Origin of the sequence: Bacillus sp. CFBP9009 (genome assembly GCF_036541465.1) — a bacterium.
Classification (GTDB): Bacteria; Bacillota; Bacilli; order Bacillales; family DSM-1321; genus Peribacillus.
The window spans coordinates 757,379-780,178 of record NZ_JAZHFU010000001.1; the positions used below are offsets into that span (position 1 = coordinate 757,379).

At 43.2% G+C, this 22,800-nt stretch carries 20 protein-coding genes and 1 other annotated feature; of the genes, 17 read left to right on the plus strand and 3 right to left on the minus strand.

Going from position 1 to position 22,800, the window contains the following annotated elements:
* The first annotated feature begins 145 nt into the window (after window positions 1-145).
* From hemA to ysxE, 8 genes are all read left to right on the plus strand, one after another.
* A complete protein-coding gene (gene hemA / locus V3595_RS03910) occupies window positions 146-1,492 on the plus strand; it encodes a glutamyl-tRNA reductase (RefSeq protein ID WP_101222807.1) in 1,347 nt (448 codons plus the stop codon).
* A gap of 10 nt (window positions 1,493-1,502) precedes the next feature.
* Window positions 1,503-2,333, plus strand: coding sequence for a cytochrome C assembly family protein (locus V3595_RS03915; RefSeq protein WP_133349505.1), 831 nt, complete (start codon window positions 1,503-1,505; stop codon window positions 2,331-2,333).
* 9 nt (window positions 2,334-2,342) lie between these two features.
* Window positions 2,343-3,275 carry a hydroxymethylbilane synthase gene (gene hemC / locus V3595_RS03920; protein ID WP_137020109.1) on the plus strand — a complete coding sequence of 311 codons (933 nt, stop codon included), beginning with the start codon at window positions 2,343-2,345 and terminating at the stop codon, window positions 3,273-3,275.
* Window positions 3,275-4,066, plus strand: a complete 792-nt coding sequence (locus V3595_RS03925; protein ID WP_485905477.1) for a uroporphyrinogen-III synthase — start codon at window positions 3,275-3,277, stop codon at window positions 4,064-4,066. The genes hemC and V3595_RS03925 overlap by 1 nt, the downstream gene beginning before the upstream one ends.
* A gap of 1 nt (window position 4,067) precedes the next feature.
* The gene (gene hemB, locus V3595_RS03930) at window positions 4,068-5,063 is read left to right on the plus strand and encodes a porphobilinogen synthase (RefSeq protein ID WP_485905478.1); all 996 of its coding nucleotides are present in this window, start codon (window positions 4,068-4,070) and stop codon (window positions 5,061-5,063) included.
* Between the two features lie 58 nt (window positions 5,064-5,121).
* Window positions 5,122-6,411 (plus strand): glutamate-1-semialdehyde 2,1-aminomutase, encoded by a 1,290-nt coding sequence (gene hemL, locus V3595_RS03935; RefSeq protein WP_402898119.1) that lies wholly within the window; start codon window positions 5,122-5,124, stop codon window positions 6,409-6,411.
* Between the two features lie 342 nt (window positions 6,412-6,753).
* A complete protein-coding gene (gene spoVID, locus V3595_RS03940; protein WP_485905479.1) occupies window positions 6,754-8,184 on the plus strand; it encodes a stage VI sporulation protein D in 1,431 nt (476 codons plus the stop codon).
* 87 nt (window positions 8,185-8,271) lie between these two features.
* Complete coding sequence (ysxE, locus tag V3595_RS03945; RefSeq protein WP_485905480.1) at window positions 8,272-9,342, plus strand: spore coat protein YsxE; 1,071 nt, start codon at window positions 8,272-8,274, stop codon at window positions 9,340-9,342.
* Between the two features lie 56 nt (window positions 9,343-9,398).
* Here the strand turns inward: ysxE and V3595_RS03950 are convergent, their stop codons facing one another.
* A complete protein-coding gene (locus V3595_RS03950; RefSeq protein WP_101222799.1) occupies window positions 9,399-9,590 on the minus strand; it encodes a hypothetical protein in 192 nt (63 codons plus the stop codon).
* A gap of 226 nt (window positions 9,591-9,816) precedes the next feature.
* Window positions 9,817-10,043 (plus strand) — a binding site (T-box leader).
* 43 nt (window positions 10,044-10,086) lie between these two features.
* Between V3595_RS03950 and V3595_RS03955 the strand changes: the two genes are divergently transcribed.
* Complete coding sequence (locus V3595_RS03955; RefSeq protein ID WP_485905481.1) at window positions 10,087-12,738, plus strand: valine--tRNA ligase; 2,652 nt, start codon at window positions 10,087-10,089, stop codon at window positions 12,736-12,738.
* Between the two features lie 51 nt (window positions 12,739-12,789).
* Here V3595_RS03955 and V3595_RS03960 read toward each other — a convergent pair whose 3' ends face one another.
* Window positions 12,790-13,632, minus strand: coding sequence for an ATP-grasp domain-containing protein (locus V3595_RS03960; protein WP_485905482.1), 843 nt, complete (start codon window positions 13,630-13,632; stop codon window positions 12,790-12,792).
* Window positions 13,601-14,542: an ATP-grasp domain-containing protein gene (locus V3595_RS03965; protein WP_485905483.1), complete on the minus strand. Its 942-nt coding sequence runs from the start codon at window positions 14,540-14,542 to the stop codon at window positions 13,601-13,603. The genes V3595_RS03960 and V3595_RS03965 overlap by 32 nt, the downstream gene beginning before the upstream one ends.
* Before the next feature lie 98 nt (window positions 14,543-14,640).
* On the opposite strand from V3595_RS03965, the gene V3595_RS03970 reads away from it, so the two are divergent.
* The 8 genes from V3595_RS03970 to mreD all read left to right on the plus strand — a co-directional run bounded on the left by V3595_RS03970 (window position 14,641) and on the right by mreD (window position 22,769).
* Complete coding sequence (locus V3595_RS03970; RefSeq protein WP_485905484.1) at window positions 14,641-15,930, plus strand: bifunctional folylpolyglutamate synthase/dihydrofolate synthase; 1,290 nt, start codon at window positions 14,641-14,643, stop codon at window positions 15,928-15,930.
* A gap of 627 nt (window positions 15,931-16,557) precedes the next feature.
* Complete coding sequence (locus V3595_RS03975) at window positions 16,558-17,310, plus strand: prepilin peptidase (protein WP_485905485.1); 753 nt, start codon at window positions 16,558-16,560, stop codon at window positions 17,308-17,310.
* Window positions 17,311-17,616: 306 nt separating this feature from the next.
* The gene (locus V3595_RS03980) at window positions 17,617-18,591 is read left to right on the plus strand and encodes a hypothetical protein (protein WP_485905486.1); all 975 of its coding nucleotides are present in this window, start codon (window positions 17,617-17,619) and stop codon (window positions 18,589-18,591) included.
* Between the two features lie 193 nt (window positions 18,592-18,784).
* Complete coding sequence (locus tag V3595_RS03985) at window positions 18,785-19,354, plus strand: Maf family protein (protein ID WP_485905487.1); 570 nt, start codon at window positions 18,785-18,787, stop codon at window positions 19,352-19,354.
* Window positions 19,355-19,412: 58 nt separating this feature from the next.
* Complete coding sequence (gene radC, locus V3595_RS03990; protein WP_053537324.1) at window positions 19,413-20,087, plus strand: RadC family protein; 675 nt, start codon at window positions 19,413-19,415, stop codon at window positions 20,085-20,087.
* A 148-nt stretch (window positions 20,088-20,235) separates the two neighbouring features.
* Window positions 20,236-21,255 (plus strand): rod shape-determining protein, encoded by a 1,020-nt coding sequence (locus tag V3595_RS03995; RefSeq protein WP_034308871.1) that lies wholly within the window; start codon window positions 20,236-20,238, stop codon window positions 21,253-21,255.
* A 126-nt stretch (window positions 21,256-21,381) separates the two neighbouring features.
* Complete coding sequence (mreC, locus tag V3595_RS04000; RefSeq protein WP_034308869.1) at window positions 21,382-22,254, plus strand: rod shape-determining protein MreC; 873 nt, start codon at window positions 21,382-21,384, stop codon at window positions 22,252-22,254.
* Entirely contained in the window at window positions 22,251-22,769 is a 519-nt protein-coding gene (gene mreD / locus V3595_RS04005; protein ID WP_402898088.1) for a rod shape-determining protein MreD, read from the plus strand. Before mreC ends, mreD begins: the two co-directional genes overlap by 4 nt.
* Window positions 22,770-22,800 lie beyond the last annotated feature (31 nt).

A 22,800-nucleotide genomic window follows, 5' to 3' on the forward strand; every position in this document is an offset into this window, starting at 1 on the left:
CCTTTTGTAGCATTTCGGGCGTTTTGGCTGTCTTTTCATGGTAGCATACGTTATTCATAAACTGTTCATATTATTTACGTAAAACCATTTTAGTACATGGTATAATAAATTTACATGAAAAATTTTGGGGGTGCAAAACAAAAGGATGCATATTCTAGCGGTTGGTATAAATTACAAAACTGCCCCTGTAGAAATTCGGGAAAAACTATCGTTTAACGAAGCCGAACTTGCCGAGGCAATGAAAGCTCTTAAAAATAAAAAAAGCATCTTGGAAAATATTATTATTTCAACATGTAACAGGACGGAAATATATGCGGTCGGTGACCAGCTTCATACAAGCAGGTATTATATAAAGGAATTTCTTTCGGAATGGTTTAATATCGATAAAGAAGAATTTTCTAAATATCTGTTCATTTATGAAGGCGATGGGGCTGTCGAGCATTTATTTTCAGTTACCTGCGGCTTGAATTCCATGATACTGGGAGAAACTCAGATTTTGGGACAAGTACGTTCAAGCTATCTGTTAGGGCAGAAGGAAGATACGATCGGTACCGTTTTTAACCATCTCTTCAAGCAAGCCCTTACATTGGCTAAAAAAGCTCATTCGGAAACCGAAATCAATACAAATGCCGTTTCCGTCAGCTATGCAGCAGTCGAGCTTGCCAAGAAAATCTTTGGAGGCCTGAACGGCAAGAATGTCTTGATTCTTGGGGCCGGTAAGATGGGTGAGCTGGCCATTCAAAATCTGCATAGCAATGGAGCCGACAGCATTACAGTCATTAACCGCACCTTTCAGAAAGCGGTCGACCTGGCGGAGAGATTCAATGGTACGGCGAAACAGCTTCAAGAGCTGCAATGCGCTTTAGTGGAAGCAGATATCCTGATTACTTCCACTGGATCAAAAGATCTCCTTGTAACAAAAGAAATGATGTCATTCGTCAATAAGCTTCGTAAAGGCCGTCCTATTTTCATGGTCGATATCGCAGTGCCGCGTGACCTCGATCCAACATTGGCTGAGCTGGAAAATGTCTTCTTGTATGATATTGACGATCTTGAAGGGATCGTGCAAGCCAATATCGAAGAACGTAAAAAAGCTGCCGAGAAAATAGAATTGATGATCGAATCAGAAATCGTTGATTTCAATCAATGGATTAATTTACTTGGTGTGGTTCCCGTCATTTCTTCTTTAAGGGAAAAATCCCTATCGATACAAAAGGAAACGATGGAAAGCATCGAAAGAAAGCTGCCGCATTTGAGCGAACGTGACAAAAAAGTTCTGAACAAGCATACGAAAAGCATCATCAACCAAATGCTGAAAGATCCGATTCTTTATGCAAAAGAGCTGGCAGATGAGCCGAATGCAAAAGAGCAATTAAATAATTTCGTGAAAATCTTCCATTTAGAGGAATTGATTGAAGACCAGCTGGTTGCGGATGAAAAAGAACGGAACAGCTCCAAGTCATCCCTATTGAATCCAGTTCCTGTCCAGTAATGAGGTAGATATGGAATTACTAATGACAAGATTGCATGAAGCCACTGTATTGTTGTATGCCATCAGTATGCTTTTATATTTTATCGATTTCCTCAATAATAACCAGAAGGCGAACAGGGTCGCCTTCTGGTTGCTTTCTATTGTTTGGGTACTGCAAACAATTTTTTTATTTCTGTATGTGTTGAAAACGGGAAGGTTCCCGGTATTGACGATTTTTGAAGGATTATATTTTTATGCATGGGTCCTCATATCGTTATCTTTAATCATTAACCGATTGCTAAGAGTCGATTTTACTGTCTTTTTTACGAATGTATTAGGTTTCATGGTTATGGCCATCCATACCTTTGCACCTGTTCAGATAGAATCTCAAGTGCTTGCACAGCGCCTGGTTTCAGAGCTACTGCTCATACATATCACTTTTGCCATCCTATCATATGGGGCATTCACGCTTTCTTTCGTTTTTTCACTTTTATACTTAATTCAATATGATTTACTGAAACGGAAGAAATGGGGAAAACGCCTGCTTCGACTCGGCGATCTAACAAAGCTCGAGCAAATGTCTTATGTCCTCGCAGTAATAGGTGTTCCATTATTAGTGGTCTCCCTTATCCTGGGGATTCAATGGGCATATATAAAAGTGCCTGGAGTATCCTGGCTGGACATGAAGATCATCGGCTCATTTATTTTGCTTATCGCTTACAGTGTGTTTTTATACTTGAAAATTCGGAAACAAATGTATGGAAGGACGCTAGCCTTTCTGAATATTGGATCTTTCATGATTGTGTTAATTAACTTTTTCCTTTTCGGAAGCCTTTCAACATTCCACTTTTGGAATACATAGGAGGAAACTATGAGAAAAATAATTGTCGGTTCTAGACGTAGTAAATTAGCGATCACCCAAACGAACTGGGTTATCGATCAACTTAAGGAGCTTGGGGTCCCATACGAGTTCGAGGTGAAGGAAATTGTCACAAAGGGAGACCAAATCCTTGATGTAACACTTTCCAAGGTAGGAGGAAAGGGCTTATTCGTTAAAGAAATCGAACAAGCGATGCTGGATAAAGAAATCGATATGGCAGTACATAGTATGAAAGATATGCCAGCAGTGCTGCCTCCAGGCTTGACGATTGGCTGCATACCACCGAGGGAGGACCATCGGGATGCCTTGATTTCAAAAAACCATGAAACCCTTTCCGAACTGAAGCCGGGTTCCATCATAGGTACAAGCAGCTTGCGCCGTGGCGCGCAAATACTGGCTAGAAGGCCGGACCTTGAAATTAAATGGATTCGCGGTAATATCGATACCCGTCTGAATAAGCTGAAAACGGAAGATTATGATGCTATCATTTTAGCTGCTGCCGGACTATCAAGAATGGGATGGGAGAAGGACATCGTAACGGAATTTTTAGATGAAGATATTTGCATTCCGGCAGTTGGACAAGGAGCACTTTCCATTGAGTGCCGCGAAGACGACAAAGAGCTGCTGGCGGAACTTGCGAAATTGACATGTGAAAAAACGAAAAGAACGGTTGAAGCGGAACGTGCCTTTTTGGATAAAATGGAAGGCGGATGCCAGGTACCGATTGCCGGATTTGCGGTGGCAAAAGATAATGGCTCCGTTTCCTTGACGGCTTTGGTCGCTGCCCCGGATGGAAAGGTGATTTATAAAGAAATGGTTGAGGGAACCGATCCCGAGGCGGTTGGGCATGCTGCTGCCAAACAGATTAGCGAAATGGGCGGTAAAGAATTGATCGATCGCGTAAAAGAAGAGCTTGATCAGTAATGAATCCCTTTCAACCTCTTAAGGATTATCAGGTATTAATCACCAGAGGGAAAGGACAGGCAGATGGTTTAAAAGAATCGATCGAAAAAAATGGCGGAACGCCACTTCTTGTGCCATTGCTTGAGTTCACTCTTCCTGATCATTTGGAAGATGTACAACAGCGGTTAGATGAGTTGCTTACATATGACTGGATCATTTTGACCAGTCAAAATGGGGTGGATTTCTTCTTTAAGCTTCTTGGTAACCAGCCTTTAAAGCTTCCGAATATAGCCGTAATCGGCTCCAAAACAGAAGCGGCCCTGAAACGACATGGATATAAGGCGGATTTCGTTCCAACTCAGTTTGTTGCCGAAGGGTTCGTGGCCGAGTTCAATGCCCTGCTTGATAAAGGGTCCCGCGTGTTGCTGGCAAAAGGAAATCTCGCAAGGGCGGTTATTGCGGAGGCAATCAATGAAGCAGGTGCATCCTGTGATGAAGTGATTATTTATCATACCGTGCTTCCTCGAAGCAGTGAAAAAAAACTGGTGCAGCTTATAAAGAACGATGATATCGACATCATAACCTTTACGAGTTCATCGACGGTCAATCATTTTTTACAGATCATGAAACGCCATGAATTGGATACATACGTAGACCGGATCATCATCGCCTGCATCGGGCCGATTGCCGCTAAAACGGCTGAAAAACATGGGCTATCCGTCAATGTCTGTCCAGATGTTTATACAACGGATGCCATGGTTGCGGAGTTAATACGCTACATTTTGAAAAGAAGTAAAAAGGAGGAACTTTAAAATGAAAAACATTCCATTCAATCGCCACCGTCGCTTGCGTGCAAGTGCTGGCATGAGGGCTTTGGTCCGTGAAACACAATTGCATAAAGAGGATTTGATCTATCCGATCTTCGTCATCGACGGAGAAAATGTGAAAAATGAGATCAACTCCATGCCAGGTATCTATCAGCTATCCATGGATAATCTGGGGGCAGAAATGGATGAAGTCGTGAGTCTGGGCATTAAATCAGTCATTTTATTCGGTGTCCCTTTCGATCATGATAAAGACGAACAGGGCACAGGGGCATTTCACCATAACGGACTTGTGCAAGAGGCAACCCGTTTTATTAAAAAACAATATCCTGATGTTATTGTCATAGCGGATACCTGCCTATGTGAGTATACAAGCCATGGCCATTGCGGGGTCGTAGAAGGGGAAAAAATCCTCAATGACGCTTCACTTAACCTTCTTGCCAAAACGGCAATCAGCCAGGCAGAGGCCGGCGCCGATATCATTGCACCGTCCAACATGATGGACGGTTTCGTTGCGGCCATCCGTGCAGGTCTGGATGAAGCGGGTTATGAAGGTATTCCGATCATGTCCTATGCGGTGAAATATGCTTCGGCTTTTTACGGCCCATTCCGTGATGCCGCAAATGGTGCGCCACAATTCGGCGACAGGAAAACTTACCAAATGGATCCCGCCAATCGCCTTGAAGCATTCCGTGAAGCTGAATCCGATGTTGCTGAAGGTGCAGACTTCCTAATCGTGAAACCGGCCCTTTCCTATATGGACATCATTAGGGACGTTAAGAATAACTTTAATCTTCCTATTGTTTCTTATAATGTCAGCGGTGAATATTCAATGGTTAAGGCAGCTGCCCAAAATGGCTGGATTGATGAAAAAGCGATAGTGATGGAAATGCTGACAGGCTTGAAACGCGCAGGTTCCGACTTGATCATTACGTATTTTTCAAAAGAGGTAGCACGCTGGATAAACGAAGATAATCAAAGATAATCAAAGATAATCAATGATATAAAAAATATAACATGTAATGGAAAAAGGGGATTGAATCATGCGGTCATATGAAAAATCGAAAAAAGCGTTTGCCGAAGCAAAAAATTTGATGCCAGGCGGCGTGAACAGCCCGGTGCGTGCCTTCAAATCTGTGGACATGGATCCCATTTTCATGGAGCGTGGAAAAGGCTCAAAAATGTATGATATCGATGGAAATGAATATATCGACTATGTTCTTTCATGGGGACCGCTTATCCTGGGTCACACGAATGACCGTGTCGTGGAATCATTGAAAAAGGTAGCGGAGTCAGGTACAAGCTTTGGAACCTCGACGCTGATTGAGAATGAACTGGCCAAGTTGGTCATTGAACGGGTGCCTTCGATTGAAATGATCCGTATGGTATCTTCAGGTACAGAAGCGACGATGAGTGCACTAAGGCTGGCACGAGGCATTACAGGCCGTGATAAAATCCTGAAATTCGAAGGCTCCTATCATGGCCATGGCGATTCCTTGCTGATCAAGGCGGGTTCCGGCGTTGCGACATTAGGTTTACCGGATAGCCCGGGAGTACCGGAAGGCATTGCAAAAAATACGATTACCGTAGCATATAATGATCTAGCTGCGACCAAATACGCATTTGAACAATTTGGCGAAGACATTGCCTGTATCATCGTAGAACCTGTTGCAGGGAACATGGGTGTGGTTCCCCCACAACCTGGTTTCCTCGAAGGCTTACGTGAAGTGACGACCCAATACGGGGCTCTATTGATCTTTGACGAAGTTATGACAGGGTTCCGTGTCGACTATAATTGTGCACAAGGCTATTTTGGCATCGTGCCTGACCTGACTTGCCTTGGGAAAGTTATTGGCGGCGGCTTGCCTGTAGGAGCATTCGGAGGCAAGCGAGAATTCATGGAACAAATTGCCCCGAGTGGGACAATCTATCAAGCGGGAACATTGTCGGGTAACCCTCTTGCCATGACGGCCGGCCTTGAAACGCTGAGCCAATTGACTCCAGAATCTTATGATGAGTTCGCCCGAAAAGGGGATATGCTCGAAAAAGGTATTGGGGAAGCGGCGGAAAAGTACGGAGTTCCCCATACATTCAACCGTGCCGGTTCCATGATTGGACTTTTCTTTACGAATGAAGAAGTCGTAAACTATGATACAGCAAAAACATCCGATTTAGAGTTCTTTGCTTCTTACTATAGGGAAATGGCGAATCAAGGCATCTACTTGCCGCCGTCACAGTTTGAAGGTTTATTCCTTTCCACTGCACATAGTGATGAAGATATCGAAAAGACCATTACAGCGGCAGAACAGGCTTTTGCAAAATTAAAAAAATGATGCAAGGCTTCATGAACTACCGATATTTTGAATAATGATAAATTTGAACTGGCTACCATTTTCCAAAAACTTTTGGAGAAAGGCAGCCAGTTTTTTTTGAATTCAATCAGTACGTGGAAGGTCGAATTAATGGTTTCATTCAGGATTTTCATGTCGATGTTACGATGTTACAATCCCGCATTAATTTTAGCCTGAAAAATTTGAATCCCTTCTTTTTAAAAGGTTCAGGAAATATAAGGTCTCGAGTGTGGCATATGAAATTAAGGAATAATCAGCTTCCTTCCTTCATAGATTGATATTGGTATAGGTACCGTTTCCTGAAGCTGAAAGGAGGAGTTGTTTTTGTCGCAAGAAAATGAATCGTATTTACGATTTTCTTTAGAGGAATCCGTTTGGTTCCAGAAGGGACAGGAAGTGGCTGAGCTATATTCCATTTCGCTTGATCCAAATGTGACGATTCAAGAAAGTGATCAATATGTTTTTATACGAGGCTCGTTGGATTTAAGCGGTGAATATAAAGACTCGCAAAATGGTGAAGAAGAGGAGTTTTCGCAGACCTTTTTGCCAAAAGCGGTTCAAAAGGTCGAGAGGCATCTCAATGGACTAAATGAGTTCACACACCGTTTTCCGGTTGACATAACGATTCCGAATAATCGGATTGCCTCATTGGATGAGGTCGATGTCTCGATTCAAAGCTTTGATTATGCCCTGCCAGAGCATAACTGTTTGAAATTGCAGGCGGATCTTTTGATAACCGGAATCTATAATGATTCATATGTGGAAGAACGTTTCGATACGGAGCAGGAAGTTGGGGAAACAGAGGAACAAGAAGAAACGGATGGGGAAAATGAGTCGTATATTCCTTATGCGGCTGCAGTGCCGCCGATCCCGGACTTTCAGCCTGTTTTCCGTGATGAGGAGGAAGAAGAGTTATACGCGCCCTTTTCTGCAGAGTCAAAACGAGTTTCTGAAGCAAATGAAGAAGAAGAAGAGGAACCGATTTATTTAAGCAATCAGCATAGTGCCCCAGTTTTTGAAATTCCCGTTTCACCATATCCTGAAGAGGAGGAGTGGGAAACGGAAGTGCATAGACAGGAAGAAGCTGAAGCTGTAGAGGAAGAAGTTATTGGAGATCCGTCTGACCCAACGGATAAGGTACCTTCCATGGAAGAGGGGAAACTGGAGGAAGAACCAAGCAGGCAGGATCCAGTGGAGAAGATAGAGATTCCTAGAGTGACATTGAAAGAAGAAGCAGAAGAAGTAATAGAAGAAGTAGTAGAAGAGCCAATTCAAGCAGCCAATCATCAAAATAGCCCTGTTTCCAATTTAGAAACCGAGGATGTCATACGGCAGGAGGAAGATGGCGTTGCAGCGGGTCCTATTCTAAATGAACATGTAAAGGTGGAGCAGGAAGAGGAATCCAATTCGTCCTTAAGCGATCTATTCAAAAAGAGGGAAAGACCTGCGCCTCCGGCTAAGGAGGTTAAGAATTTCAAAGGCAGGAAACAAGCCGCGGAACGTGATGATAAAGAAACGGCCGATCATGGTGAGAAGCAGCCTTCCATCATGGATTTATTCGGACGGAAACAAGAAGAAGAACTGGTAAGGATGAAGGTTTGCATTGTTCAGCAAGGGGAAACGCTTGATGACTTGGCTCAACGATATGATGTTACGGTTCAATCGATACTTTTCAGCAATGAATTGGAGTCGAATCAAAACGTTCATGAAGGGCAAGTCATCTATATACCGAAGGCGGTTGCATATAAGAATTGATCGGGACAGAGAGCAGAGCATATGGTCTGCTCCTGTTTTTTAGGTGCTGGAGAATCTTTAGTTTTTTAGAGAAAGTGAGTGAGTCTCGTGAGGGAAAACGAGAATCAGCAGCCTGCCAATCGGGATCGGGACACGGAGACCGTATTGAAGGAATATGCCATGTATGTACAATATATTGAGGACTTCGGACGTGTGAAAAAAGTATACAGTGATCGCGGTACATTTGCCCTGAAATCCATGTTACCGCAGAACGGCATGGATTTTATCAAAAATGTTCAAAAACTGTACCATCGCGGCTATAATCGGATCGTTCCGATTTATCAAACGATGGATCAGCGTTACGCCGTTCTTCATAATGGCCGTTTGTATTACCTGATGCCCTGGCTCAATAATGAAAGGGACGGGGAGCGCGATGAAAAACATAAGCAAATGTTCAGGGAGCTTGCTCGGATGCATACACTTTCCGTTAAGGAAATACAAGTGGATATTGAGGAACGAGAAGCCCATTATGAGCGGACGCTTGATGCCTGGAATAACGAGAAGGAATTTATGGATGAGTATATTGTCAGCTGTGAAAAGAAGTGGTATATGTCTCCATTCGAACTGACGGTTTGTTCTTTCTACAATGATATTTCACAGGCGCTGAAGTACTCGATCAAGAAGTTTGAAACCTGGTATGAAAAGACGAAGGAAAGTGAAAAGGTTCGAACCGTGGTCACTCACGGAAAGTTTTCTTTGAAGCATTTCGTTTATGATGAGCGGGGATATGGCTACTTCATCAATTTTGAGAATTCGAATACGGCACCGCCGCATTTCGATTTACTGCCATTTCTCGTTAAATCGGCCAGGACCTATCCTGTCCAATGCGATGACTGCGTTGACTGGCTATATAACTATTTTCGTTATTTTCCGTTGAAGGAAGAAGAATTGCTGCTCATGCAAAGTTATCTGGCATTCCCTGGATCAGCTTTGGAATTAGTGAAGAGTTATTCCGATGGCAGGGTCCATCGTTCAGAGCTTGATAATGTTACTCAACTGCAGCGGCAATTTTGGCTTCTGAAAAATATTGAATATATGGTGATGAAGATCGAAGAGATCGAAAAGCAGAAAAAGGCTGCTGCCGAGGCTGCCAAAGAAGAACAATCACCTCCAAGCTAAATATACATGATTGGATTATCTCCAGTCATGTATATTTTTTTGCTGTAAGGGAATAATTAAATCCATTCGAAATATAAAGACATGGCCAGGAAAATAAATGCGATTAGCAGGAGCATATCGAAGAAAGTCGGAAAAATCAGTGTGCGTAAGCCTTGGAATACGATAAAGGGGACGATGAACTGCTGGCAGACACCGCGGAATTTCTTCATCCAAGGCGGTAAAGTATAGGGAGTATATCTTCGTTTCATATTATTACCTTCCTTTTTAGGACTTCTTATATAATATGGGTGGGCAGTGGAAAAGGTGATAAAGCCGTCACATTTACTGTTCCTGGAGGATAAAATAAATAAAACGACCTTGAATGTATCAAATGGGATGATTCCTGGGAAAGTAAGCGAAAAGATGATTGACTGGAGCCCCATATTTTTTGTACTATATACTATATGCATTCAATGAATTTACATATGAATATAAATCAATGCAAAGACCGGAAATAGTAAGATGATATGCACTTTTCAGAGAGGAAACCAAATTGGTGCGAGGTTTCCAGGCAGCAGCATCCGAAGTCGTCCGCGAGCAGTCTTCGTGAACGTCTTAGTAGCGAAGGCCGGTGAAGAGCCGTTATCCGATTTGAGAGCCGAAAGAGTTTTTTCTTTTTCGGAAAAAAGGTGGCACCGCGAACAACTTCCTTCGTCCTTTTGTGATGATGGAAGTTTTTTTTATGCCTAAAAAGGAGGAAATGATATGGAAGAGAACCAAATTTCTATGCCGACTAAATATGATCCGCAGACGATAGAGAAAGGCCGCTACAAATGGTGGCTTGATGGAAAGTTTTTCGAAACGACGGGTGACGATAAAAAAGAACCATATACGATTGTCATCCCGCCGCCTAACGTGACAGGTAAGCTTCATCTTGGCCACGCTTGGGATACGACACTTCAAGATATTTTGACACGCATGAAAAGAATGCAAGGCTATGATGTTTTATGGTTGCCGGGCATGGACCATGCCGGTATCGCCACTCAAGCGAAAGTAGAACAGAAACTTCGTGCGGAAGGCGTGAGCCGTTATGACCTTGGACGTGAAAAATTCGTAGAAGAGACATGGAAATGGAAAGAGGAATATGCGAGCCATATCCGTGAACAATGGTCAAAGCTGGGTCTTGGACTTGATTATACACGTGAACGCTTCACTCTTGATGAGGGGCTTTCAAAAGCTGTGCGTGAAGTGTTCGTTTCGCTTTATAACAAGGGCTTGATTTATCGCGGCGAATACATCATCAACTGGGATCCATCGACGAAAACGGCGTTATCCGATATCGAGGTTATTTACAAAGATGTGCAGGGCGCATTTTACCATATGAAATATCCGTTGGTTGACGGATCAGGTGAAATTGAAATTGCCACCACCCGTCCAGAAACGATGCTTGGTGATACTGCTGTTGCTGTACATCCTGAAGATGACCGTTATAAACACTTGATCGGCAAAATGGTCCGCTTGCCAATTACAGGCCGGGAAATCCCGATTGTCGGTGATGATTATGTCGATATGGAATTCGGTTCAGGCGCGGTCAAAATTACTCCGGCTCATGACCCGAATGATTTCGAAATCGGGAACCGTCACGATTTGGAACGCATCCTTGTCATGCATGAAGATGGCTCGATGAATGAAAAGGCTGGTAAATATGAAGGCATGGACCGGTTTGAATGCCGTAAACAAATCGTCAAAGACCTTCAGGAAGAAGGAGTACTCTTCAAAATCGAAGATCACCTTCACTCAGTCGGCCATTCAGAGAGAAGCGGTGCTGTTGTTGAACCATATCTTTCGACGCAATGGTTCGTTAAAATGCAGCCGCTGGCTGATGCATCCGTCGAGCTTCAAAAAGGATCCGATGAGGAAAAAGTTCATTTCGTACCGGATCGTTTCGAAAAAACGTACCTGCATTGGATGGAAAATATCCGCGACTGGTGCATTTCCCGTCAGCTTTGGTGGGGTCACCGCATTCCAGCCTGGTACCATAAAGAAACAGGTGAAGTGTATGTAGGTCACGAAGAGCCTGCGGACGCTGAAAACTGGGAACAAGATACGGATGTTCTGGATACATGGTTCAGCTCGGCATTATGGCCGTTCTCGACTATGGGCTGGCCTGACAAGGACAGTGTCGATTTCCAACGTTACTATCCAACCGGGGCACTTGTGACAGGCTATGATATCATTTTCTTCTGGGTATCGCGGATGATTTTCCAAGCTCTTGAGTTCACGGGTGAACGACCATTTGAAGATGTGCTGATCCACGGTCTCGTTCGTGACGAACAGGGGCGCAAGATGAGTAAATCGCTTGGCAATGGTGTCGATCCGATGGATGTCATCGATCAATACGGTGCCGATTCACTGCGTTACTTCTTGTCTACGGGCAGCTCGCCAGGACAGGATCTTCGTTACAGCACGGAAAAAGTGGAAGCGGTCTGGAACTTCTCCAATAAGATTTGGAACGCATCCCGTTTTGCTTTGATGAACATGAATGGCATGACTTATGACGAAATCGATTTAAGCGGTGAGAAGTCTGTAGCCGATAAATGGATCTTGACGCGCTTGAATGAAACGATTTCCAACGTAACCAGACTTGCGGACCGTTATGAGTTTGGTGAAGTGGGCCGTGTGCTATACAACTTCATTTGGGATGACTTCTGTGACTGGTATATTGAAATGGCGAAGCTTCCGCTATATGGCGAAGACGAAGCAGCGAAGAAAACGACGCGCTCGATCTTGGCTTATGTACTGGATAACACGATGAGATTGTTACACCCGTTCATGCCTTTCATTACCGAAGAAATCTGGCAGAACCTTCCGCATCAAGGTGAGTCCATCACTGTTGCCGCTTGGCCGGAAGTGAATGAAGGATTGACAGATACAGCTGCAGCCGAGGAAATGAAGCTGCTTGTTGAAATCATCCGCTCCGTCCGTAATATCCGTGCTGAGGTGAACACACCGCTAAGCAAAAAAATCAATTTGATTTTAAAAGCGAAAGATGAGTCCACCTTAGAGACGTTACAGAAAAACAGCAGCTATATCGAGCGTTTCTGTAATCCTGAACAATTGACGATCGGAATCGAAGTCGAGGAACCTGCTCAAGCCATGACAGCTGTCGTAACTGGAGTAGAACTTATCCTTCCGCTTACAGGACTGATCAATATTGACGAAGAAGTGAAACGTCTTGAAAAAGAACTCGACAAACTTAATAAAGAGGTTGAGCGCGTACAGAAAAAATTAGGCAACGAGGGCTTCGTTAAAAAGGCGCCGGCAAGCGTCATCGAAGAAGAACGTGCCAAGGAAAAAGATTATAGCGAAAAACGCGACTCTGTAATCCACAGGATCAGCGAACTGAAACAACTGTAAAAACAAAAGGATGAACCAGCTTTATGCCGGTTCATCCTTTTTTGTGTTTCGTTAGGAGGATATTCTTTCTTTTATGAATGTAAGGTACTCCGATACGATATTCATATCACTTAGTGCACTTAATGTCCGGCTGCCGACGACATCCTCGATTTCGTTGAGCATGAGGCTGCCATCTTCGGCAAATATGAAATCGATCCCGACCAGGCCGAAATCAAACGACCTCATTACTCTTTGGACAAGGGCTAATTCAGCTGCAGATAGCTCATATAGTGAAGCCGATCCGCCAAGCGTATAATTTGCCTTGAAACTTGAAGCGGATTCCCTAAGTACAGCAGCCTTCACTTTTTTTCCAATTACAAATACGCGGATATCTTTACCGAATAAGCCAGGTTTTTGGACTATCCAATTTCCATCTTTCAGTTCGGCAAGATCATCGGCATGTTGTATTAGATATACTTGTTTCCCGCCGCGTCCACTTGTTTCTTTAGCAATGAAAGGGAACTCCATGTCATCGGCACTCGGCCTTCCGTTACAATATACGGTATCGGCCATTGGAATCCCAAGCGAGGACAAATATTGATGCGTCTTTGCTTTGTCATTCGCGATTTCCGATACGAAGGAGGAGTTAAAGCAATCAATCCCCAGTTGCTCAAGTTGCTTTGTAAAAAAAGGATCGATGGTCCGGACGATAGCAAAGTCTGGCAATGAAATTGGCTGCGTCTCATGTTCCACGTACAACTCGTTGAAACGATGACCGATCCTAAGGTCTTCCCGAAAGTGAAAGTGTAAATCAAGATCAAGCTTACTGGCTTCGTCAAGCATCCAATCTATGTATCCTTTGTTTTTTAAGGCATCCTCACGGTTATAAATCAACCAGCCTGCTTGTTTTTTCATCAGATGCACTTCCTTTTCCTAATTCTTTCAAGATATAATCGAACATGCTATCAGCGATGTTGATGCCTGTACATTCATAAATATTCAGTAAATGCGAATTCGAATTCACTTCGCACAAAAGCGGACCTTCTTCACCGAACAACAAATCGACGCCAGCGAAGTCGGCACCCAGAATTTGCGCACATCGGATGGCAAGTTGTGCTTCTTCATTGGTGGGTATATATGGTGCAGCCTGCCCTCCGGCAGTCATATTAGCTCGGAAGTCTTGCTCCGAATGGCGTTGCATCGCTGCTATGACTTGATTGCCCACGACATTCACACGAATATCCCGACCTTTACTGTGCTCGATGAATTCCTGGATGATAAATGGTTTGTGGCCAAGATTACGGATCGTCTTTAGTAACTCATCCTCTGTTTGGATCAAATATACTTGTTCCCCAAAAGAACCGTATGCTTCCTTAACGATAAGTGGATACCCAAGTTCATTGCCGATTTGTATAAAAGCATCCATATTGACCCTTTCAATCCCTTCGTACGTAAAAGGGGGAAATAAGGTTTTCGGCATCGGTATGCCATGCCCGGTTAATGCTTGATGTGTTTTTGCTTTGCTGTCGCAAATATCGATCGCTTTACTGCTGTTATAAACGGGGATGCCGAGCAATTCCAAATGGCGTGCCAAATGAATGTCTTTATCCATGAACAGAACAAAATCAGGAAGCTTATCAAAAGCTCCTTTAAGCAGTGGCACTCCTTTTTCGATTATGGGAATGAGATCTGAATTACGAATAAGGGTTGCCATGATATCTTTCCTTTCAGCCGCCTCTTTAATGAACAAAGCTAAACTGGAAAACTTATCATGCTGTAAATAGCCGTTAACGACAATCCAACAGTGGTAATCTGAAGGTTTCATGGTAAAACACTACCTTTCATCTAGGTTAATCGTTCATATATTGATAAAATAATCTTAACGCATAAGAGCGGTATAAAGAAAGAGGAGGCACAACGATAATGGTAACAACCATGGAAGAAATCAATCATTTTTTTGAACGGCGCCAAGTTCAATTGGGCATGAATTTTGGCCTATCACGGATGGAAGCATTGTTAACTGAATTAGGAGACCCGCACAAGGCGCTAAAGTATATTCACATTGCAGGATCTAACGGGAAAGGATCAACACTGCAATATATTAAAGAAATCCTACTTGCCCAAGGGATTCGGGTCGCTTCCTTCACATCACCTTATTTAATCCGGATGAATGAACAGCTCAAGATTAATAAAGATGAAATCAGTGATAAGGATTTTATCGCTGTCTTCCGGGAGCTTTGGCCGATTATTCAAGAGATGGACAGTAAAGGGGACGGTCCTACTCAGTTCGAAATTTTGACTGCGGTGGCATTTTCCTATTTTAGCAAAAAGGAAGTGGATTTGGTTCTGATGGAAACCGGTTTGGGAGGCAGGCTCGATACAACGAATGTCATCCAGCCGTTTCTTTCGATCATTACCTCGATTTCTTTGGAACATACGAGCATCCTGGGTAACACACTTGGGGAAATTGCTTTTGAGAAGGCGGGCATCATTAAAAGCGGGGCGCCGATCATCAGCGGAGTCACAGCCGGGGAACCAGCAAAAGTAATTGAAGAAAAAGCGTCATCTTTAGGCGTACCTTATTACCAATTAGGTAAAGACTTTCAGATAGGCAAAATAAAGCAAAGTGATCGAGGGCAAATTTTCTCATTTTCGTTTGCCGACAGATCTATCGAAAATGTGGAAATGCGGATGCTAGGCCGTCATCAAATGGAGAATGCGGCACTGGCCATTGCTGCTGTCACATTAGGAATGGAAAATATCGATGAAAAAAGCATTTTTAAAGGATTAGGCGAAGCGAAATGGGATGGCCGCTTTGAAAAAATATCGGATGAGCCGTTGGTGATCATCGATGGTGCACATAATCCTGCTGGCATCGACGTGCTGAAGGAAACGCTAAAAGTGCATTACCCCGACTATAAGTACCGATTCGTATTCAGTTCATTTAAAGATAAAAATTATTCCGAGATGCTTCATGTACTGGAAACGGAAGCGATGGAAATCATCATTACCGAATTCGACCATGAACGGGCGGCGGATGCGAAAATGCTTTATGAAAAATGCAGTCATCCAAATAAACGTATAAACAAAGATTGGCAGGCGGCGATAACGGAAGGCAAAAGGAAAACAGGGGAAAAAGAGATTCTTGTCATCACAGGGTCGCTCCATTTCCTTTCACTTGTGAGGGAGTTCCTAATCAGGGGAAATGCCTAAAGGATCTGCATTACCGGTGGACTAATTATTTTTCCCGAATGTTGAGAAATGAGGCACTTTATCATGGAAACCGAAGCAAAGCGAGTTTGCCTACAGTTTTTTTAGGGGTTTGTGCAATTTAAACGTTGATTTCCACTCCAGGCACTCGCTTTCCGCGGGCGGTCCGGGAGCCTCCTCGGCGCCTTTGTGCCTGCGGGGTCTCCCCTGGACTCGCTTTTCCCGCAGGAGTCTCGTACCTTCCGTTCCAATCAACTTTATTTTAACTTTTATATAGAACCCCTTTGCCAAAAGTCTTTATTGTTTTCGTGAAATTGAGGCTGCCGTTGACTTCACTTTCATTTATGATTTGGTGAAAGATATGTATTCAGGGGTCCTTTTCCCTTGTTAACAGAGCCGCTTGAAAAGAAAAAACTCTAATAGAGTGCTTGATAACAAATCACCAAGTATATTTGTTAAAATATGTTTATATATTGATTCTACATGATTGATGAATAGTAGGATCTACTTAATGAAATGACGGGAGGAATGAATAATCATGAAGAGCCCCAGTGATGATTACATAGCGGAAGGGACTTTTTTATTAGGTTTTCATAGAAAAGCAATCGAATCCTCATGCACTTTGTATAAATGATGGCTATCCATATCTATCTCTTCGTCTTCGGCTTAATTTTAGGCTCATTCTTTAACGTTGTCGGTTTAAGTGTTCCAGCTGGTCAGACATTTGCGAATCGTCGCTCCGCCTGCCCTTCTTGCGGGCGTACATTGACATTCTACGAGTTAATGCCGGTTATTTCCTATATGTTGCAAGACGGAAAATGCCGGGGCTGTAAAGCAAGGATTTCCCCCCTTTATCCGATAGTGGAAATGCTGACCGGTGTTTTGTTTGCTTCCGCTCCCATATTCCTTGGCTGGTCGAGCGAACTCTTGGTTGGCTTGACATTGATTTCATTATTTATGATCATCTTCGTGACTGATGTCGCCTATATGCTCATACCTGATAAAATACTGCTTTTCTTTACGGTGATTTTTATCGTTTTAAGAGTCTCATTTCCGCTGTCGCCCTGGTGGGATTCAATTGTCGGGGCCGTGGTGGGCTTTAGCCTGCTGTTATTAATCGCTGTCGTGAGTCAGGGTGGCATGGGTGGCGGTGATATCAAGCTATTTGCAGTGATTGGTTTTGTATTGGGACTGAAGATGGTACTGTTATCGTTTCTTTTTGCGTGCTTTTATGGGGCATTCCTGGGCTTCACCGGATTGCTGACCGGAATCCTAAAAAAGAAAACACTTATTCCTTTCGGACCGTATATCGTTTTTGGGACATTGACTGCTTATTTTTGGGGCGATTCCCTTTTACATTGGTATGTAACTTTTTTAAGATGAGCTTAAAGAACCATCCTAATCCAAGAGGAATTTGTCAAAAATCACCTGAACAATACGCAGTAGGGAACTATCCCCAATTGGCTGCAATTGAAGGTGACATGAAAGTGTGATGTATGTAATTGGTGAGAGGCGATATTGAATGGTTCATGAACCAGAAGTACCAGTACCTGTAAGTCTATTTTAGTTACCCATATATGAATAGGGAAATTTGACGAAACCTATTAATGACAAGACGACAAAAGTCTTGTTATTTTTTTTTACCTCTATGTTAGGATGAAAAAAATGATCTGGAGGGGAGGAAAAAAATTGGGCAAGCCGGAACAAAGCAAGGGTGTAACGATTAAAATAAATGGGGAAGAAAAAGTATTTGCCGATAAAAAGATTGAAAGTCAAGAGGCGGCGAGTAAGGAGCATGAACAGGAACACAAAGATGAGAGTTTCGAATGGATACTCCCTGAGGATTCAAACGAGAACAAAATCGTATTGGTTCCCTCACCTCCAAAGAAGAAAATGCCGAAGCTCATCGGTTTTGGTACCAGTTCGCTGAAAAGTTCTGATAAAAGACCGATCAAGACATTCATGATTGCTGTCATTTGTGCTGTTTTTTTTGGGTCGATTCTTGGCTTGATCGCCGTTAAAACGATTACAAAGGAAAAAGCTGAAGTATCTTCGGTCGAGACCCCGGTTCCAACGGAAGCCACTGTTGAGGATAAAAAAGCGGCAGTGACTGAACCAGGAAACCAGCTGAAGACATTCCTTGTACAGGGAGGAGTATTCAGCAGCGAGGATGCGGCAAGGCAAATACAAAAGAAAATCATTGAAAAGCAGGTTCCTGCTGAAATTTTCAAATTGGAAGACAGCTATTATCTATTCTTGGGATCGGCAGAGAGTCTAGATGCAAGTAAGGAGCTGGCCTTATTCTTAAAGTCCTATGATGTGGACGTATATTGGAAGGAAATCAATTTTGAAGCGGCTGGGACAAGCGAGGAAGATGAGAAAACCCTCGACAAGATGAAGGAAGTATATTCTTCGTTGGCAGAAACATCCGCAACCAAGCTTCGTGGAAAGGAAGGGACGGTAAACAAAGAAACCCTGAAAAAAAACATGGATGAACTGAAGGCGGGGAAATTATCGCCGGAGTTTTCGAATATGAACGATGACCTGACTGCTGCCGCAAAGTCGATTGATGAATATGAGACTTCCAAAAACGAAGAAAAGCTATTCCAGGCTCAAGAAAGTCTTCTTGATTTTTTATTGAATTTCCAAAACAAATCGAGTTAAGTAAAGAAAAGAAGGGGGGGCTGCCCAATGGAACAAGCTCCCCAATATGAAACCATCTGTGACACCTTTTTTATTTTCCGGGAAATACTTACAGGCATTTGTCGATTCCTAGTAAACAATAATTGTGGATTGCACCATAATTTGATAGGATAGTTATGTATCTCCCTATGTAAAGAAAGGTGACTTTTATATTATGCAGCCATTGATTTTAGCTTCTTCATCACCACGTCGTAAAGAACTTCTACAATTTCTTCAAATCCCCTTTGAAAGCATGAATTCCAATGTCGATGAAAGTATTGATGAAAACATGTGTCCTGATGCAGCGGTGAAAGAACTGGCATCCCGTAAAGCGGAAGCCATCGCAGCAAAATTTCAGGAAAGCTGGGTAATCGGCTCGGATACCGTTGTTGTCCTTGATGGTGAGATATTGGGTAAGCCGACAAGCCGTGCGGATGGAAAAAGAATGCTGGAAATGTTATCGGGACGGACACATGAAGTATACACAGGTGTCGCCATTCTATTCGGCAAGCATCGCAGAGTATTCGCAGAAAAAACGGAAGTGACATTTTGGGAGCTGCCAGAAGCTGAAATCGAACGTTATCTGGATAGCGGGGAACCTTTTGACAAAGCTGGCGGCTATGGGATTCAAGGATACGGATCTCTTCTTGTCGAACGAATCAAAGGGGACTATTTCTCAGTCGTCGGGCTTCCGGTCTCAAGACTGGCCCGGGAACTTAAAGCGATGCAGGAAGAGTTAGAATGATCGATTTCCTCTGGCATCTACCCTTTTCTAAGGAAGGGTTGATCTTTTGAGCGAAAAAATGTTAATACGGGATTACCCGAAAGAGGAGAGGCCGCGCGAAAGATTTCTGCAGGACGGACCGCAGAGTCTCTCCAATCAGGAATTGCTCGCTCTGCTATTGAGGACGGGATCAAGGGAAGAATCCGTTCTGCAACTATCCGGCAGGCTCATCAATTCCTTCAAGGGCCTGCGCCTGCTAAAAGAAGCCTCAGTGGAAGAACTGACCGTGATTAAAGGGATTGGTGAAGCAAAAGCGATTCAAATCCTGGCCTCTGTCGAACTTGGCAGGAGAATTAACAATTTGAATGATCAAGACCGTTATGTGATTAGATCTCCTGAAGATGGAGCCAATTATTGCATGGAAGAAATGCGGTTTTTATCACAGGAACATTTCGTCTGTCTTTATTTAAATACGAAAAATCAAGTGCTTCAAAAAACTACAGTATTCATCGGCAGCCTCAATGCCTCGATCGTGCATCCGCGCGAGGTCTTCAAAGAGGCTTTCAAAAGGTCCGCTGCCTCTATCATCTGTCTTCATAACCACCCCTCCGGAGACCCCTCTCCCAGCAGAGAAGATATTGAAGTGACGAAAAGGTTAGTCGAATGTGGTAAAATAATCGGGATTGAAGTATTGGACCATATCATCATCGGGGAGCATAAATATGTTAGTTTGAAGGAAAAAGGTTATTTATGACACTATCAAAATTTTTGACGATACGATATAATATTGTTTATGATTTTTAAAAGAGGAAACTTTTTCAAAACTCTTATTGTCAAAAAACGACAAATTATTATTTGAACTTATAAAAAGGCATTTTTGTTTACGAAAGGGAGATACCATAATGTTTGGAATTGGCGCTAGAGATATAGGGATTGATTTAGGAACGGCGAATACGCTTGTCTATGTGAAAGGAAAAGGTATCGCAGTACGTGAACCATCGGTTGTAGCTGTGCAAACAGATACAAAGCAAATCGTTGCAGTCGGAAACGATGCGAAAAACATGATCGGCCGTACACCTGGTAACGTGGTTGCCCTCCGCCCGATGAAGGATGGAGTAATTGCCGATTATGAAACGACGGCTACCATGATGAAGTACTATATGAAGGAAGCACAAAAGAAGGGCGTATTCGGCAACAAGCCATATGTCATGATTTGTGTGCCTTCTGGAATTACGGCAGTTGAGCAGCGTGCAGTCATCGATGCAGCTAGACAAGCTGGAGCCCGTGACGCATATCCAATAGAAGAACCGTTTGCAGCAGCGATTGGTGCGGACCTTCCTGTTTGGGAGCCTACAGGCAGCATGGTCGTTGATATTGGCGGAGGAACGACAGAAGTGGCAATCATTTCCCTTGGCGGAATCGTTACAAGCCAATCGATCCGTATCGCCGGTGACGAAATGGATGATGCCATTATCGTTTACATCCGTAAGAACTACAATTTGATGATCGGTGAGCGTACTGCTGAAGCGATCAAAATGGAAATTGGTTCTGCTGGGGATACGGAAGGCGTAGAAAACATGGAAATTCGCGGCCGTGATCTATTGACTGGATTACCGAAAACGATCGAAATTACAGCTGAGGAAATATCCAAAGCATTAAGCGATACAGTTTCTGCAATTGTGGATTCCGTGAAAAACACTTTAGAGAAAACACCACCTGAATTAGCGGCTGACATCATGGACAGAGGCATTGTGCTGACAGGCGGGGGTGCTTTGCTGCGCAATTTGGATAAAGTCATCAGTGAAGAAACGCAAATGCCGGTGATCATCGCTGAAAATCCGCTGGATTGTGTTGCAATCGGAACGGGAAAAGCGCTGGACCACATTCATTTATTCAAGACTAAATCAAGAGATTCGCGATAAGCATTACTTCTCAAATAGGGCCGGCTCAACAAAAGGTGCAATTTTGAGCCGGTTTTTCTTATGTTTTGCTGTTTAATTAAATCCATAGTGTATTTTTAAGAAATTTTAGATAGAGGTGTAATCACCATGCCACAGTTTTTTAATAAAAAGCTCCTTCTCTTGCTCGTTAGTATTATCGTTCTCGTGGCATTGATCGGTTTTTCATTAAGGGAGAGAGAAGAGTTGACTTGGCCGGAGCAATTCCTGAAAGATACGACAGGCTGGGTCGGAAATGTGTTTAATAAGCCAGTATCGGGTATAACAGGTTTTGTAGGGGGCTTAAAAGACCTTCAACATACATACGATGAAAACAAAAAATTGAAAGCCCGCTTGGATGAATATGTATTATTGAAAACCCAAGTCCAAGATTTAAAGGAAGAAAATGAAGAACTTCGCGATAACCTCAAAAAAGAAGATGACCTGCGCAAGTATTCGCCCACTCAGGCGACGGTCATTGGACGTAATCCCGACCGCTGGCATGAAATGCTGACGATTAATAAAGGGAAGCGTAATGGGGTAGAAAAAAATATGGCTGTCATCACGTCCAATGGGTTAGTCGGTAAGGTGAAATCCGCGACGGATTTCACGGCCTCGGTTCAACTTTTAAGCTCGATCGATAAAGCCAATCGTGTCTCAGCGATCGTCCAAGGTGATGATAAAGCATATGGCTTGATTGAAGGATTCGATGATAAGAAGAACCTTTTGCTGATGAAACGGATCCCATATGATAAAAAGATCAAGAAAAATTCATTGGTCATCACATCCGGTTATGGAGGGATCTTTCCGAAAGGTCTGCTGATCGGGAAAGTTGTCGATGTCAAAGTGGATCAATATGGATTGAACCAGACCGCATATATTGAACCTTCGACGGATTTTTATGATATTAATAACGTCATGGTCGTTCAGCGCGAAGTGGACGGTGTACCGAAAGAAAGTGAAGGGGAGGATGAAGCTGAGTGAGATATTTCATCCTTTCTTTTATAGCCTTGGTTTTTTTTGTTTTTGAAAGCATCTTCGCCCAGATGTTCGCTGGAGATGCATTCGGGGCCGATAAAATCCTCGTGCCCCATTTCATGATGGTTTTCGTTTTTTTCCTGACCATGTTCGGTTCAAGGAAAATGGGTATGCTTTATGGGGCGATTCTTGGGTTGACTTATGATGTCGTATATACGGAAATCCTTGGGACTTACATGTTCCTGCTGCCTTTTCTTGCCTATCTGATATCAAAATGCATGAAAATCCTGCAAAATAATATATTGATTGCCTGTCTTACTGCGCTTTTATTCACTGCAGTTTTAGAGGTTGTCATCTTTCAGATGAATATCATACTATCTTTTGCAGATATGGGATTTGGTGAATTTGCGGAACGGAGATTGATTCCGACATTATTATTGAATCTCGCATTCATTATAATTAGCTGCTACCCTTTAAAGAGAATGATTGAAAAGCTTGATTTGCAAGGAGAAACGGAATAACGTTCCTGTGTCTTAAGAAGCAGGTGGGAAA